The 15,808-nt window shown below is 40.0% G+C and carries 14 protein-coding genes; 6 read left to right on the forward strand and 8 right to left on the reverse strand.

Going from position 1 to position 15,808, the window contains the following annotated elements; all coding sequences use genetic code 11:
* Position 1: 1 nt before the first annotated feature.
* Positions 2-256 (forward strand): YfhL family 4Fe-4S dicluster ferredoxin, encoded by a 255-nt coding sequence (locus F890_RS03830; protein ID WP_004645588.1) that lies wholly within the window; start codon positions 2-4, stop codon positions 254-256.
* 250 nt (positions 257-506) lie between these two features.
* On the opposite strand, the gene ahpF is transcribed toward F890_RS03830, so the two are convergent.
* The 7 genes from ahpF to F890_RS03865 all read right to left on the reverse strand — a co-directional run bounded on the left by ahpF (position 507) and on the right by F890_RS03865 (position 9,115).
* Entirely contained in the window at positions 507-2,072 is a 1,566-nt protein-coding gene (gene ahpF, locus F890_RS03835; protein ID WP_004279017.1) for an alkyl hydroperoxide reductase subunit F, read from the reverse strand.
* Positions 2,073-2,317: 245 nt separating this feature from the next.
* Complete coding sequence (locus F890_RS03840; protein WP_004279019.1) at positions 2,318-3,235, reverse strand: hypothetical protein; 918 nt, start codon at positions 3,233-3,235, stop codon at positions 2,318-2,320.
* Positions 3,236-3,272: 37 nt separating this feature from the next.
* Complete coding sequence (locus F890_RS03845) at positions 3,273-4,406, reverse strand: toxic anion resistance protein (protein ID WP_005265752.1); 1,134 nt, start codon at positions 4,404-4,406, stop codon at positions 3,273-3,275.
* 16 nt (positions 4,407-4,422) lie between these two features.
* On the reverse strand, positions 4,423-5,214 hold the full coding sequence (locus F890_RS03850; protein ID WP_005265753.1) for a hypothetical protein: 792 nt from the start codon (positions 5,212-5,214) through the stop codon (positions 4,423-4,425).
* Between the two features lie 341 nt (positions 5,215-5,555).
* A complete protein-coding gene (gene rnk, locus F890_RS03855) occupies positions 5,556-5,960 on the reverse strand; it encodes a nucleoside diphosphate kinase regulator (protein ID WP_004279022.1) in 405 nt (134 codons plus the stop codon).
* Between the two features lie 505 nt (positions 5,961-6,465).
* A complete protein-coding gene (gene glyA / locus F890_RS03860) occupies positions 6,466-7,716 on the reverse strand; it encodes a serine hydroxymethyltransferase (RefSeq protein ID WP_004279023.1) in 1,251 nt (416 codons plus the stop codon).
* 154 nt (positions 7,717-7,870) lie between these two features.
* Entirely contained in the window at positions 7,871-9,115 is a 1,245-nt protein-coding gene (locus tag F890_RS03865; RefSeq protein WP_004731639.1) for an alpha/beta hydrolase family protein, read from the reverse strand.
* Between the two features lie 331 nt (positions 9,116-9,446).
* Here F890_RS03865 and F890_RS03870 point away from each other — a divergent pair, with 331 nt between their 5' ends.
* The 4 genes from F890_RS03870 (at position 9,447) to F890_RS18020 (ending at position 12,812) form a co-directional block, all read left to right on the forward strand.
* Positions 9,447-10,145 (forward strand): DUF3820 family protein, encoded by a 699-nt coding sequence (locus F890_RS03870; RefSeq protein ID WP_004279026.1) that lies wholly within the window; start codon positions 9,447-9,449, stop codon positions 10,143-10,145.
* A 101-nt stretch (positions 10,146-10,246) separates the two neighbouring features.
* Complete coding sequence (locus F890_RS03875; protein WP_005103624.1) at positions 10,247-10,912, forward strand: hypothetical protein; 666 nt, start codon at positions 10,247-10,249, stop codon at positions 10,910-10,912.
* 195 nt (positions 10,913-11,107) lie between these two features.
* Positions 11,108-11,458 carry a hypothetical protein gene (locus F890_RS03880; protein WP_005103625.1) on the forward strand — a complete coding sequence of 117 codons (351 nt, stop codon included), beginning with the start codon at positions 11,108-11,110 and terminating at the stop codon, positions 11,456-11,458.
* Positions 11,459-11,679: 221 nt separating this feature from the next.
* A protein-coding gene (locus F890_RS18020; protein ID WP_227548722.1) for an IS3 family transposase occupies positions 11,680-12,812 on the forward strand; the annotation gives its coding sequence in 2 pieces (ribosomal slippage) (positions 11,680-11,932 and positions 11,932-12,812; 1,134 coding nt in all).
* A gap of 183 nt (positions 12,813-12,995) precedes the next feature.
* Here the strand turns inward: F890_RS18020 and F890_RS03895 are convergent.
* The gene (locus F890_RS03895; RefSeq protein ID WP_005265756.1) at positions 12,996-13,214 is read right to left on the reverse strand and encodes a hypothetical protein; all 219 of its coding nucleotides are present in this window, start codon (positions 13,212-13,214) and stop codon (positions 12,996-12,998) included.
* A 993-nt stretch (positions 13,215-14,207) separates the two neighbouring features.
* Here F890_RS03895 and F890_RS03905 point away from each other — a divergent pair.
* A complete protein-coding gene (locus tag F890_RS03905; RefSeq protein ID WP_005265757.1) occupies positions 14,208-15,779 on the forward strand; it encodes a sensor domain-containing diguanylate cyclase in 1,572 nt (523 codons plus the stop codon).
* Positions 15,780-15,808: the final 29 nt, after the last annotated feature.

Consider the following 15,808-nt stretch of genomic DNA (forward strand, 5'->3'; position numbering starts at 1 on the left):
TATGGCGCTACTAATTACCGACAAATGCATCAATTGCGATATGTGTTTACCGGAATGCCCAAATGACGCGATTTATGAGGGTGCGAAAGTTTATGAAATTGATGTGAACCGTTGTACAGAATGCGTCGGTTTTTATGAGCATCAGACCTGTGTAGATGTCTGTCCGATTGAATGCATTGTTCCACATCCGGAGTATCGGGAAACACAAGAACAATTACTGGAAAAATTTAAGGGTTTGAACTTATTTAAATCTTAAAAATGAAGCGATGGAATAAACATTGCTTTATATAAAAACAACCTTGGGGAAAGTATAAAAATAAGGGTTGAAAACAAAAACTGTGCAGAGGAAAGGAACAGCTGAAAGTGCGTGGGGACACTTTTGGCTGTTCCAATAATAAATATAAAAAAAGGAACTCGGGTGTTAGCGTCCTGAGTTCCTATAAAGCGATAATAATGTATTTATAAGATATAGCACCTCGGTTTTGGGGAACCCAGGTGCTATTTTTTTATTGTCCTGAACGGATGATGTAATCAAAAGCAGACAGTGACGCCTTGGCACCTTCACCGGTCGCGATGATGATCTGCTTGTACGGCACTGTGGTACAGTCACCTGCAGCAAATACACCTTTCACATTGGTTTCATTGCGATCGTTAATCACGATCTCACCACGGTTGGTCAGCTCAACTGGGGTTTCTTTCAGGAAGTCCGTATTTGGCAACAAACCGATCTGCACGAAGATCCCTGCAAGTTCAACTGTATGCTCTTCATCCGTAGCACGGTCTTTGTATTTCAGTGCAGTCACTTGTGCACCGTCACCCAGTACTTCAGTCGACAAGGCATTCTTGATCACGGTGGTGTTCGGCAAGCTGTTCAGTTTGTCTTGCAGCACCTGATCCGCACGCAATTTGGTATCAAATTCCACCAAAGTTACATGCTCTACAATCCCTGCCAGGTCGATCGCAGCTTCCACCCCCGAGTTACCACCGCCAATCACGGCGACGCGTTTGCCTTTGAACAGTGGACCATCACAGTGCGGGCAGTAGGCCACACCACGAGTTTTGTATTCCTGCTCACCTGGAACGTTCATCTCTCTCCAGCGTGCGCCGGTCGACAGAATCACGGTTTTAGATTCCAGTTTGGCACCATTCTCTAAAGTCACTTCCACCAGACCATTGGCCGTTTCGTCTGCCCCTTTGATATCAGACACGCGTTGCAGGTTCATGATGTCGACCCCGTATTCACGCACGTGGGCTTCCATCTCGGCAGCAAATTTAGGACCTTGGGTCTTCTGTACAGACGTAAAGTTTTCAATGTCCATGGTATCCATGACCTGACCGCCCATGCGTTCAGCCACGATCCCGGTTTTAATGCCTTTACGTGCTGCATAGATGGCAGAAGTATTCCCTGCAGGACCACCACCGATCACCAGGACATCAAAGGCATCTTTGGCATTCAGCTTTTCCGCATCTTTGGTAGCGGCATTGCTGTCCAACTTGGCAATGATTTCTTCCAGCGTCATACGACCCTGACCTATATGCTGGTTGTCCTGGAACACCATCGGAACCGCCATGATTTTGCGTTCTTCTACTTCTTCCTGGAAGAAAGCCCCATCAATCATGGTCGCTGTAGTGCCTGGGTTATAGATGGCGATCAGGTTAAGTGCCTGAACCACATCCGGACAGTTATGGCAGCTTAAGGATACAAATACATCGAAATTAGATTGAACACCCAGGCTCTTGATATTCGCCAGAACTTCATCAGAGACTTTCGGTGCATAACCTGAGGTTTGCAACAATGCCAGGATCAGTGAGGTGAACTCATGGCCCATTGGCAAGCCTGCAAAGAATACACGTGGTTCCTCACCAGCTTTTGCAATCCCGAAACTTGGCGCACGTGCATTGATCCCGTCAAAGCGTGCAGTCACCAGGTCAGACAGTGCAGCCACTTCGGACACCAGTTCCTGGATTTTGGCTGATTTGTCAGAGCCATCCAAAGTCGCCACCAGTTCAATCGGGCCTTCTAGGCGTTCTAATAAGGTTTTAAGTTGGGCTGAAGTATTTTGATCTAACATTACTAACGTCTCCAAAGGAGTAAATGTTTATTTGATACAGCCATGATAGGACAATCGATTGAATAGGTAAAACAGGTTGTTTTTATTTTATTGATCGATATTTTAGATTATTAAGCTAAACCTAGTTTTTTTTACTGCCTTATTTAAATTTTTGAGCTGTGTTAAGCAAGTTGAATAGGTTATCTTAAAAATAGCATTGAAATTTTATCAAAAAAATGCTCCCTATTCAGGAGCATTTTGGGAAATTAATGAATCCGCTGTTCGATACGGAGTGATCGACCCTTGATTGAGTTGGCCAAGAAAAACAAGATTAGGCTAAGTAGTGCCGATAAAATAGCAACACCAATAATAACCAGATTCGTGATCTGATTTAACTGATCCGCCTGTTGCACCTGTGTATTTACACTCTTGGCGACTGGTGTCATGGCTTGACCATAGACCTGTTGCTGCATGGTCCAGATTTGTTCAGGCTTGAAACCATATTGTTCAAATTTAGGATCCTGTTTTTCTGCTTCAACCAGGTTTAAAACATAAGGTTTTGCGGCAGATAAATCCTGCGGCTTATGCAGCAATGCCGTTTGCGCCAGTAAATAAGATTTCACCGGTGCTGCAATCTCTGAATCAGCCAGATAACGAGCAATTTCACTGTCATTAATATTGCTGTCATAATACACCACTTGCTGATAAGCATCATCCCGATCATTACGTAGATCATGCTGCCAGTAAGTCAATCCTGACCAGATCACGATAAAAGCAATCAGCCAGGCGACAAATTTCAGCACAAAAGACTGAAAGCGAACATAAAAGAAACGCAACTTTTTCAGTAAGCCAATCACAAAAAATGCACCGATAAAAGAGGCAAAAATTTTAATAATCAGCCAGCCAAACCAGCTCAGCAAACTAAAAAAATAATCCGGACTATCACCAATGCTGGCCAGTGTGGCATCTACACTGACCGGTAAATGCAATTGCTGTACTTGGGTACTCAGGCCAAAAAAGCCATAGACCAGTTCCTGCTGGAAAAATAGGCTGATCAATGAGGCTATAAATATGGTAGAAGTAGTCAAACCCAATAGCATCAAATTGCGTTGACGTTTCTTGAGTGCAACTACCCCCTGCTTGATGTCCTGAGGCTTAACGGCGTATTCATCTAAGGGCGGCAATCTCTACTCCTTCTTTCAGATTTTGGCCCTACCTGATTTAGTTGGGCGTGGATCCACTGGTACTTGATTCAATCACCAAATGATTCAGATTATCTTGCAAAGCTTTCAAACGCACGGTTGCTTCTGTGCGTTTTTGTACACCTTCTTTCTGGATCTGAATCACATCATTTACAGTTTTAATGAGGGTATTTTGCACATGTTCAAGCGTTTCGATGTCAATCACCGAGCGCTGGTTGGCTTTAGCAGTATCGACCGAGTTCTGATGTAACAGGTCAGCATTACGGCGCAGCAGCTCATTGGTGGCATCATCAATGGTATTGGCCAGCTGTACACTGTTCTTCTGTTCGCTCAATGAAATTGCGAGACTGATCTGGTTTTTCCACGCCGGTAAAGTAATGTTTTTGATCGCATAGAACTTGTCGACCAGCATCAGGTTATTCGACTGGATAATCCGGATCATTGGCAAGGTCTGCATGGCAGATTGCTGCAATACCTGTAAATCACTGACACGTTTTTCCAGATTATTGGCCAGATGGTTCAGGTCATAAATTTTCTGGGTGGTGCTCTGATCTTGCGGCAAGGCGGTTAAAGTGGAAATTTCCTGCTGCAGCTCCTGTTCGCGTAAACGGCCTGCGGCGATATGTACCCCGAGCTGTTTATATTCATCCTGTACCCCGTCAAACATTTTATCCAGGGTATCAACACGTGCTTTCAAACCGGATTGCGAGGTTTCAATCTCTTTCACCAGTACATCTAGCTGCTCTTTAGTGGTATTGAAATGCGCATCAAAGTTATCTTTCGCACCTTTGAATTTGCTAATGATATTGCCAAAAAAACCCGAACTTTTCTTTTTATTGAGAATACTGCTGGTATTCAGCTGCTGAGCCACCTGTACCACCTGATTCAGCTTCTGTCCTGTCGCATCCAGATCTCTATTTTGCACCAGATTCAGTAATTCATCGGTATAGGTCGAAGTTTTGGTCGCAATATTTTTGCCATATTCAGCCACGCTGTTATGACTCATGTTCTGCAACTCTTTACGTGCAGCCAGCACCTCCTGAAAGTCAGCAGGCTGTAAGCCCAGTTCTTTCAGGTCCATTTGCTGGAATTTTTGTTCGACCAGTTCATTCGAGCTTTCAACAGGTAAATTTACTAAATCAGACTTGGTCATAGTTCACCTTATATTGTTATGTTTTCGAGGGTTTCTCGAGGGATTTTTTTAACGTTTTAATCAGACTCTCACGGCTATTATCAAGTTTTTCCAGATCACTTGTCGAGTGTTTCGTCTGGCTTTGTTTGACATGATATTGCCAGGCCGGAATCAAGACCTGCTGTGCTTCCTTAAAGCGATCCAGCAGGCTAAAGGAAAGCTGCTGCGAAAGCTGCATCTGGGTAATAGCGATGTCATTACTGCTTTGCAAGGTACGTAAGGTATTAATTTTCTTGGAGAGACGTTCTGAAAAACTATCCAGTGGATGCTGGTTTTTGACGAACAGTGGATATTCAGATAAAAACTCATCTGCAGCGACAATGTGCTTGGCCATCTGTTCGCGCAAACCCAAAAGCTGCTGAAAACGCGACTGCGATTTCTGAATTTCAATCTGTAATTTACGGCTTAAGTGATCGGCCTGATCGAGCAAACGGTCTAGCCGTTGATAATATTCCACCTGACTTGAGCCATAATCCAGATCGATGCCTAGCCATTTCTGTAGGGCATTAAATTTACGTTTTTTCAGATATTTTTTAGATTCTGCCAAAGCCTGAATCAATTGCTCAATGGTATGGCTTAACTGTTGGGTCAAGTGCGGGTCTACACCATTCAGTAGAACGGACTGTGCCTGAATCAAAGCATCTGCATAATGATTCAGCCCATATTGATTATCCAGTACAGGCACAAGCTCATTACGCTTAATCGCCAGAATTTCCTCACGATCAAGCATCATGTCAGTCAAGGCAGGTAGAGCTTCAAAGCGCGACATGGTTGAGGCGATATCCTTTAAAAAAAGTGAAACAAAGAAGTCTAGAACATCTTCGAATGTAGCAAAAAAACAGACTGCGTTGTGTATATTTATCCAGAAATTCGTTACATCACTTTAACTAAATGCATGTTTTATCTTTATTTTAATTATGATTTTGGCAAGACAATCCAATTACAGAGATAAATGGCTACGTAGCATCTTGAGAATTGTTTAACTTTAAGCATTTAGAACTTTAAAATGTATTCAATCTGATCTAAATGCTTACAACACCAGGTTTTACTTAAAATCCATATACAAAAAAGCCATATTGCTATGGCTTTCAAGGATGATCCAACGCTGGCTTAAAGATAATCCCCTTCGCTCTCCGGCTGAAACAGCACTTTTTCAATGGTCACTTTCATGGTATTACCATCCGGTTGTGGCCATTCAATGGTTTGACCTTCTGCTAAGCCCAAAATGGCTGCACCTATCGGTGCGATGACATTGACCTGCCCCTTTTCACCTTTAAATTCGTGTGGGTAAACTAGTGTCACCTCAACAGCTTCCGTAGAAGGTGCAATGGTCAACAACACACGGGAATGCATGGTCACGATATTGCTTGCGATCGCTTGCGGCTCGACCACTTCGGCACGTGCCAATTCATCCTCTAAGCGGATCATGGTTTCGCTCAGCTTGCTCTGATTCTCCAGCATCGTTTCCAGACGATGTAAATCTTGCTCAGATAAAATAATGTTGGGTTTAGTCATCCTTATTACCTTGTTTAATGCATAAATGAAAAATTAATCAATCAACCGCCAGCAGCATTTTTAAATACAGGATTTACCCATATTCAAATGATACCGATCCATATAACGTTTAAATAAAAAGAATGATGTCATTCACGGCGCTTATATCAGCACCACCTTACAGTAACATGGGATTCACTCAAGCGCTTCATCTACCATGATCTTCAGCTCAATAACCTATTATTTTTAAAGTGTCAGGTTCTGAAAATAATTCCTGTAAATAATTTCAAGCAAAGCATGCAACGAATGCATTCATTCTTTTAAAGCATTTAAAAATACAAATAGTTGATAAAAGACTTTAAGCCAGATTGAGAAAAACTCAATATGATTTTATTGATGACTCAATCTCTTACGGCATGGAAATTGATCTATATAAGCCCGATCAAGTCTAAACATCTTTTACATCGTTATTTTTACAGCTATAAAAAAAGCTCCCGGTTGGGAGCTCCTTTCCGTTTATAAGCGATTATGCATAAACTGGGAATTTAGCACATACCGCTGCAACTTTCTCTTTCACCGCGTTGATAACAGCTTCATCGCCTTTAGCATCTAGGATGTCAGCGATCCAGCCTGCAAGTTCACGCACTTCAGCTTCGCCAAAACCGCGAGTTGTTACTGCAGGTGTACCGATACGGATACCTGAAGTGACGAACGGAGAGCGTGGATCGTTTGGTACAGAGTTTTTGTTCACAGTAATGTGAGCAGCACCTAACCAAGCGTCAGCTTCTTTACCTGTGATGTCTTGTTTGATTAAAGACAACAAGAACAAGTGGTTTTCAGTACCACCAGAAACTACGTCATAACCACGAGCGATTAATACTTCAGCCATTGCTTTCGCATTCACAACTACTTGTTGCTGATAAGCTTTGTATTCAGGTGCCATTGCTTCTTTGAAGCAGATTGCTTTCGCAGCAATCGCGTGAACCAAAGGACCACCCTGGTTGCCTGGGAATACAGCCGATTGAAGTTTCTTCTCGATTTCTTCGTTTGCTTTCGCAAGGATCAGACCTGAACGTGGACCACGAAGTGTTTTGTGAGTCGTAGTCGTAGTAACGTCAGCGATTTGCACCGGGCTTGGGTAAACGCCAGCGGCAACCAAACCTGCAACGTGAGCCATATCAACAAACAGATAAGCGCCAACTTTGTCCGCGATTTCACGGAAACGCTGCCAGTCAACGATTTGGCTGTATGCAGAGAAACCAGCAACGATCATGCGTGGCTTGTGCTCAAGCGCCAAACGCTCAACTTCTTCGTAATCGATCTCGCCAGTTACAGGATTTAAACCGTACTGAATCGCGTTATATGTTTTACCAGAGAAGCTTACTTTTGCACCGTGAGTCAAGTGACCACCGTGAGCAAGGCTCATACCCAGAACTGTATCGCCTGGGTTAAGAAGCGCTAAGTAAACTGCTGAGTTTGCTTGTGAACCAGCATGTGGCTGAACGTTAGCATAATCAGCACCAAAGAGTTCTTTAGCACGGTCAATCGCCAATTGTTCGATAACGTCTACATACTCGCAACCGCCATAGTAGCGTTTACCTGGGTAGCCTTCCGCATATTTGTTAGTAAGTTTTGAACCTTGAGCTTCCATAACTGCTGGTGAGCAGTAGTTTTCAGAAGCGATTAGCTCAATATGAGCTTCTTGACGAGCATCTTCATTCGAGATTGCTTGAGCTAATTCTGGATCAAATTCAGCGATAGAGATATTGGCAAACATTAGCGAGGTCCTATTGATTTAGGGCTTTTAAGCCGTGCTAAGATTGGCGCGTATTGTAGCATGAAGTTTTAAATTTTCGATCATGAACTTTATTCAGTTTGCAATAAAAATGGCTCATATCTAAAAAAACATGAGCCATTCAGATAAAAATAAGTTATTGAATTGGCATTAGAGATTTTACATCTGAAATAATATTAGGAATATTCAGTGCATAGACGCTACCATGATCCCATTTAGTCGCATTTGACTCATCCGTAATATAACGTACTGAAGTTTGTTTCTGATTGGCGAGTGCAACCAAAACATCTGTTGCTGCTTTCGGAACGGTACTATCTGCTGAACCCTGATAAATAATCACTGGCGTAGAAACTTTAACAAGTAAAGGCTGAGAATCTTTTTCCAAGAAGCTCTTTACGACTGGAATACTCATAAAGTTAGTTTGAGTACGAGGATATCCTTCTAAAGTTCCGTTATTTTGAGCATACTGTCCCATTGCAGCACCAAATTTATTACCCAGTACATCATAGCAATCAGTTTCCGCATTCTTAGCGATCTGGTCAGTCGGTGTTTTAAAAATCTGGCTATATTGCAGATTTGGGTTTGGATTACGTAAACCGGCAGTAATCAATGCCGTGAACGTATCTAAAGACGCCAAAGTTTCAATCTTTTTACCCAGATCGGTTTCTTGTCCAGCTTGCGTCTCACCACCTGACAAAATCAGGCTAAAATTAGAAGCAGGTGCTAAAGCTACCGTACCTTTATAGGTCATCTTAGAAGCACGTGCTGCATATTGCGCAGCGCCTAAAGCTGCCTGGCCACCTTGAGAATGCCCTACTGCAACCCATTGATTGGACGCTTGTGAACCTAAATAATTTCGTGCAGCCACAACTGCATCAGTAATAGAATAAGCTTCACTTTTCAGATTCAAGAAAGGATGAAGTTCTTTTCCACTTGGCTCTCCTAAACCTTCATAGTCAGGTGCCACTACAATATAGCCAGCTTGGAGAAACCCGCCAATCATGGCTTTAATATAATCATTCAGCGCTTTTCGACTCGGCGCACACTGATCAGCTACACCGGTAGTTCCATGTGCCCATGCCACAATTGGCCAGCCTGTAGCTGGAGGCGTTCCCTCGGGTGTGAAAACTAATGCAGTAGCTTGTGTTTCCTTACCATTAATTCCTAACATCTTATAAGTCATGATCACACTTTCGTCAGCGATCCCGGAGAAATCCGTTTGAGTATAGGCTACAGGTGTTGCCACGACTGGATTATCGATATTATTTACTGGAACAGCAGGTTTGGACTCGTAAAAACGATCATTATCACTATCATCGTTACAAGCAGTTAAGGCTACACTTAATGTGAGAAGAGCACAGGTCAATACTTGACGTTTCATCGATCTTATCCTTATCTTATTTATTATCGTCTCTAATGAGTTTTTCTGGTTTTATCTTTAACAAACGATAAAACTACATGTAATTTCCCAATTTATCTAAACAATATCAAGAAAAGAATGCGTTATTTTTTCTATTAAATTCGCGTCAGTTTATATTTATTATGAAATCAGCAAACTTAAAAATAGAGAATTTCCCCTTTTCAGAACTATACAAATAGTCGTCATACGTTAAAAAGCCTGCAATTAATACAGAAATAAAGCAATTCAATTGTCAGTTGCAAAATAATAATGTTAGATTTTACTCTCCTCTCTTTTCAGGCACATTTCCGACATGCAGGCCATTATTCTTGATACCGAAACGCATACTTTAAATGGTCAACCCATCGAAATTGCTTATGCGCCTGTCGAAATTGTAGAGCATAAAATCAGTCTGGATAAAAGCCGCCTGTTTGATCAGCTTTATTCATGTGACGAAGCCATTTCTTTTGCTGCCATGGCCGTGCATCATATTCTGGAATCGGATCTGGAAGGTCAGCCGCATTACACTACCTTTCGCCTACCTGATGAAACCGTCTACATGATCGGCCATAATATTGATTATGACGTCCGTGCCATCGAAAAATGTGGTGTAGATACTTCAAAAATCAAGGCAATTTGCACCTTGGCTTTAGCTCGTCGGGTCTGGCCAGATGCAGAAGCACACAATATTTCTGCACTGATTTATATGATCACCAAAGGCAGCGAAAGAGCGCGTGAAATGATTCGTAAAGCACATCGTGCCGATATGGATATTATTTTAACTGCCAATATTTTGATGCATATTGTGCATCATTTAAAAATCAACAGTATGCAGGAATTATTCGATGCTTCTGAAGATGCCCGAATTCCACGTACGATTAATTTTGGCAAACATCGCGGTACTGCCATCGCCGAACTTCCTACTGACTATGTGCAATGGCTATTGCGTCAGGATGAACTGGATCCTTATTTACGTAAGGCCCTTGAAAATACGGCGATCACGACATTATAGGTTTTATCAAAACAAACCTCAGTATTTTAATAAATACTTCATATTAATGTAATTTTCACAGACTATGCTCTAGCTGAATTTTAGCAACAATCTATTCAGCTATGATGCATTTTTATAAAACTCAACGTGGGATCGAGGTGCTACAGGATCGCTCCATCCCACTGACCGCACGCCAACGCCGCTTACTGGTTCTGATCGGCAGCCAGGATTTCAACTTATTAAATGATGGCTTAAAACAACAGCTTGCTCCTGCCGAACTCTTAGATCAGCTTTATGCCATGGATTTAATTATTCCAGCTGAAACGGGCGAGGTAGCCATCAGTCAAAAGCAGGCTGATGCAAGAACAGATACAAAAGTTGACCTGGCACACTCCGAGATTCACCGATCGTTGGACTCATCGATAGCAGCAGCTTCTGCGACAAAAGAACTCCATCCTGAGATGGAATCCATTAAAGTAGCGCAGGACATTCCATCTGCTGAAACGGATTCAAGCCATGCAAAAAAGCTGCCTGAACTCAAACTCATGTCTTTTGAAGACCTCAAATATATGATGATGGAAAGCTTACAAAAATATTGTGGCTTGATGGCCAAGCAGCAAATTCACCATATTTTACAGGCACCGGATGTGCGCAGTTTGAAACTGTGTCAAATGCAATGGATCACATCACTTCAGGAAAGTCGCATTGCGCCTCAAGAATTGAATCACATTCTGAAGCAGATTAATTTTGCTTTAGATCAATTGCAGCAAAATGAAGCGCCTGAATAAGAATATCTTAGTCTTTTAAACTCTTAAAGATTTTAACAATGAGGCAGCTTTAATTATTTAAGATAACTAATTGGTTATTGGATATATTTATATTTAAGCGAAATTTAAAGCTCGAAATATCTGACTTAAGCGTGATAGAAAAAGAATTACAATCCCGCCATATAGTGAGCATAGACATCCGATTGGATCATGTATATGTCACATTATTTAGAATTCGATGCGTTCGATAATCCCATGCAACTGAGTAAAGTTGGCAACTGGGTGATCACCTTTTTAAGTCCGGTTGAAGAACTGCAATTTGTGCAATTGGCGATTACCTATGTGCTTCCCCGCCAGATCAGTGACAGCTTGCAACCGCGCCTTGTGTTGATTCAAAAAAGTCCCCTTGAGCATCATTGGCTGATTCAGGCCATTGAATGTTTTGACAGCACGACTTGTCAGGAAATTTCTTTAAGCCCTGAGCATACAACTGCACAGCAAACTTTAGCGCAGATTCTAAAAGAATTTGAAAAATATGATGTGAATTTGCAGCTTAAACAGATTTAAATACTTGCTCACTCCAGCGAGCTTTTTTATTGCTATGGGAAATTTCTTCGGCCAATCAAGGCTCACTATCACGTTGTCTTCTCTTAGAGATTGAATCAGCTTCTGATTATAGCTGCACACATTAGCATCCAAGAGAGGTGGATCAGGAAATTTGAACAACACCTATAAGTGATATTTTGCTCCCCAAATGATGTTATAAACATCAATATATGGAGTATTTTATGACACGTAGACCAAGAAGAAATCATTCAAATGACTTTAAAGCTAAGGTAGCACTTGCTGCGATTAAAGCAGAAAAAACACTTGCTGAATTGAGTGCTGAATTTGATGTTCATCAAAACCAAATTATTGACTGGAAAAATCAATTGATTTCGGCTTCCTCGCAAGCCTTCGATCAATCAAAAGCTCCAGCAGAACCACCCATTGATCTAAAAAAACTACATGCAAAAATCGGTGAGCAGGCATTAGAAATTGATTTTTTAGAAGGTGTGTTGAAGAAACTGGGCCGCTTCAACCACAAAAGTTAATCGACGACTCACTTCAGATTTCAGTATCTAAGCAAGCTAAGCTACTGAAAGTCTCCCGTGGTTGTTATTACTATCGCCCAAAACCTGTGAGTGCATCAGATCTGAAGCTGATGCGCTGTATTGATGAATTACATATGCAATACCCTTTTGCAGGTAGCCGTATGATGCGTGATTTATTGAACCGTCAAGGACATCATATAGGACGACGTCATACACGTACTTTAATGAAAAAAATGGGCATTAATGCGTTATATCGTAAACCAAATCTAAGTCAGGCCAATCAAGCTCACCGTAAATATCCATATCTGCTCAAAGGATTGAATATTCAACGGAGTAATCAAGTGTGGGCAACGGATATAACATATATCCCTATGGCAAAAGGCTTTGTCTACTTATGTGCTGTGATTGATTGGTACAGCCGCAAGGTGCTTGCCCATAGCGTATCGATTAGTATGGAGGTTGCATTTTGTATAGAAACATTAAATGAAGCTATTGAAAAATATGGTCGACCTGAAATCTTTAATACAGACCAAGGCAGTCAATTTACCAGTGATGCGTTTATTGAAGTGTTAAAATCAAATGACATCCAAATCAGCATGGACGGTAAAGGTCGTTGGGTCGATAATGTGATGATTGAACGATTATGGCGGAGCGTTAAATATGAGGAGGTTTATCTCAAAGCCTACAGCAATGTTTTGGATGCGAAGAAGCAATTAAACGCATATTTTGAATTTTATAATTTGAAACGACCTCATTCGAGTCTGGACAAAATGACTCCAGATGAGTTTTACTATGACCAGCTACCACAACAAAATAAGGTAGCTTAACTAGAGCAGAATATCACTTATAAATAAGCTTTTAGTTGTTCAAACAAGTGGGACCACCTCTAAGCTAGCAAATACCAAAGTATAAAAAACTCACCTAAATGGTGAGTTTTTTAACTACTGAATCGGTGATTTCGGATAAATAAGTTCAATTTTTTTCTACCTATCTGAAGTTCACTGATTAAATTATTCGACAACGCGATAAATATTTGAAGATTTTTGGCTTTCAAACAACAACTCAATACTCGGCAGAATCGTTTCACCATCTACCACGATATGTTCAATTTTTTTGACCAACTCAGCTGCATGATGAGTGTTGTGCTCTGCAAAGGAACGCAGCATCGCTTTCGCCTCAGTCACTTGGCTAAATTGATCTTTCACCTTGATATCAATTATCTTTGACATTTTTCCTTCCTCTCTCATTATCCAATTTGCAGTTTTTTATACCATAATTAGCCAAGCGATTAATCTTCAAGATGTTAGCGAATTTGGCAATGTAAACTTTTTTATCTGGATGGATTATAAGAAAAAGAATATTAAACTGAATGAATTGCGCAGACATTAAAAAAGCTCGCATTTCTGCGAGCTCTGTGTTGGATGGCTAGTGCTAGATTTATTGTCTGGTGATAAACATCAAACTCAACTAACTGTCATTGATCCGTCCAACTTATCGGTAGCGTCTTATTGGTTTTACGACCTACCATGAGTTCAATATAGCAGTATTTTTTTAACCGACAATACCCTTTTACACTTCTAAAAGAAGACTTATACAAGATTTCAATTGTCATTTTTTTAAAGCAGATTAGAATATTTATGGCTTGCCATCCGAAGAATTTTGTATTTATATCATCTTTATTTAATTCATTGATTTCTAGAAAAATATCTTATTAAGTATACGATTTCCGATTGAATAGCCCGCTCAATACTTTCTTTCCTAACCTCTAATAAGCGCTTCAAAATTTAAACTCGAATATGATTTTTTATGAAAAAATACTTCCGGAAAAGGACGCAATATTCAAAGAAACTGCTGTCATAGAATCTATACGACTAATTTTAAAAGGTTATTTTCAAAAATTGGCGATAATTCAATCTCCTCATTAAGGTCAATTAACCATATTTTTGTCTGAGTATTTAATTACTTACATGAGGAAACCAAAATTATTCAATTGATTTTCTGGACGTTAAATACCCTATTTTTATTTGCAGCATAGTCAAATATTCAGAATCCTACTCAGCTTTTCAAAGCTACCCTATTTACATGCAATCGATCTGTAAACTCTAAATTTGATCAAAATAAAAACTCCTACTTAATAGAAATTTAATTTTATATCAACCTTAAACATTGAATATAAATGCAATACAATGCTCATAAATACATCGAGATATATCTAATTTTTTATGTCAGCTAATAATTTTAGGAAACACCTTGATCTCAATTTAAGGCAGTTAATACTTTTATTGGCTATTTTTAGTGTGTCTAGCCTTTTTATTATTTCTCTCATTATTAGCTATCAGATCGTCAAAAATCAGTTAATCGACAATTCCCTTGCCTTAAATGCTGACCATGCACATAAAATTGCATTAAGCACAGACAACCATTTTAGAAATATGCTTCTTGAACTGGACTATAGTGCCAAGATATTAGGTCAAGACTTTAATAACAATGAGCTGAGAGAAGCCGAGGTCAATAAATTAAAATATCAGTCTGAACATTATAACAGTGTCGTAATCAGTGATACTCAAGGCAGACTAATCAATTTTTCACCGAATATTCTGAATATTGATAAAAGCAAAATACAACATACTCAAGGGATTATTGACTCTCTCCATAAAAAATCGACTTATATATCTTCACCCTATTTTTCTGTGCAAAAAAACATGATCGTGTTTATATCTCAACCTATTTTTGACAAGTCAAATCACTATCAGGGCTTCATCGGTTCAGCGATTTATTTAAAAGAAAAAAATGTAATTAATCAGCTTCTAACCACTTATAAAAATTATAAGAATAGTTATATGTATGTGATTAACAATGAAAATAAAATTATTTTTCATCCGGATCGTGAAAGAATTGGGCAATGGGCCAGCAATAATACTAGTCTGGAATATATGCATGCGCATAAAAATGGTCAAATTCGTTTAATCAACAGCCAGGGCGTTGATAATCTGGCAGGTTTTTCTCATATTCCGACTTCAAACTGGATCGTGGTTTCCCAGCAACCTACCCATGACTTACTTAAACAGGCAAATTCTATCCTCTATAAATTAGCCGCAGGATTCTTTTTATTTTATCTGCTTGTTTTTTATATTGTATGGCGACTGTCTGATTCTATCTCGGCCCCATTGAACCAACTGGCAGATATGGCGAGTTTACTGAATCAGGCAGAAATCGGCTCAAAAATTAAGGATATCCAGCCCTGGTACTATGAGGTCACAAAATTCAAGTTAGCCCTACTGCTGAGTGTTCGAAAATTTTCACAACAAATGAGCAAGATGGATCATCATATTAATACAGATCCTTTAACCGGCTTGATGAATCGTCGTGGTTTGAATTATGTCATGACTCAAAACATGAAAATGAACATCCCTTTTTCAGTGCTTCTGATGGATGTTGATCATTTTAAAAACATTAATGACAATTACGGTCATGATCAAGGTGATGTTGTCTTAAAGCATATTGCCAAGACGATGCAGCAAAAATTTCGTAAAGATGATATTTGCTGCCGTTATGGCGGTGAAGAATTTATCATTATTATACCGAACAGCAATCTTACTGAAGTTTATGAAAGTGCAGAAAGGTTCAGAAAAGAGATTGCATGTAAAGAAATTCACAACATAGGTTTCATCAGCATTTCGATTGGTATTGCTTCTTGGCCAGACAGTTCTAAAAATATTCTAGACGTTTTGAAAATTGCCGATAACAATCTTTATCGGGCGAAAGATGATGGCCGCAACTGTGTGCGTTACTAATTTGATTTATTTTTCAGATTTATAGATTA

This window comes from Acinetobacter sp. CIP 64.7, from assembly GCF_000369745.1.
Lineage (GTDB): Bacteria > Pseudomonadota > Gammaproteobacteria > Pseudomonadales > Moraxellaceae > Acinetobacter > Acinetobacter fasciculus.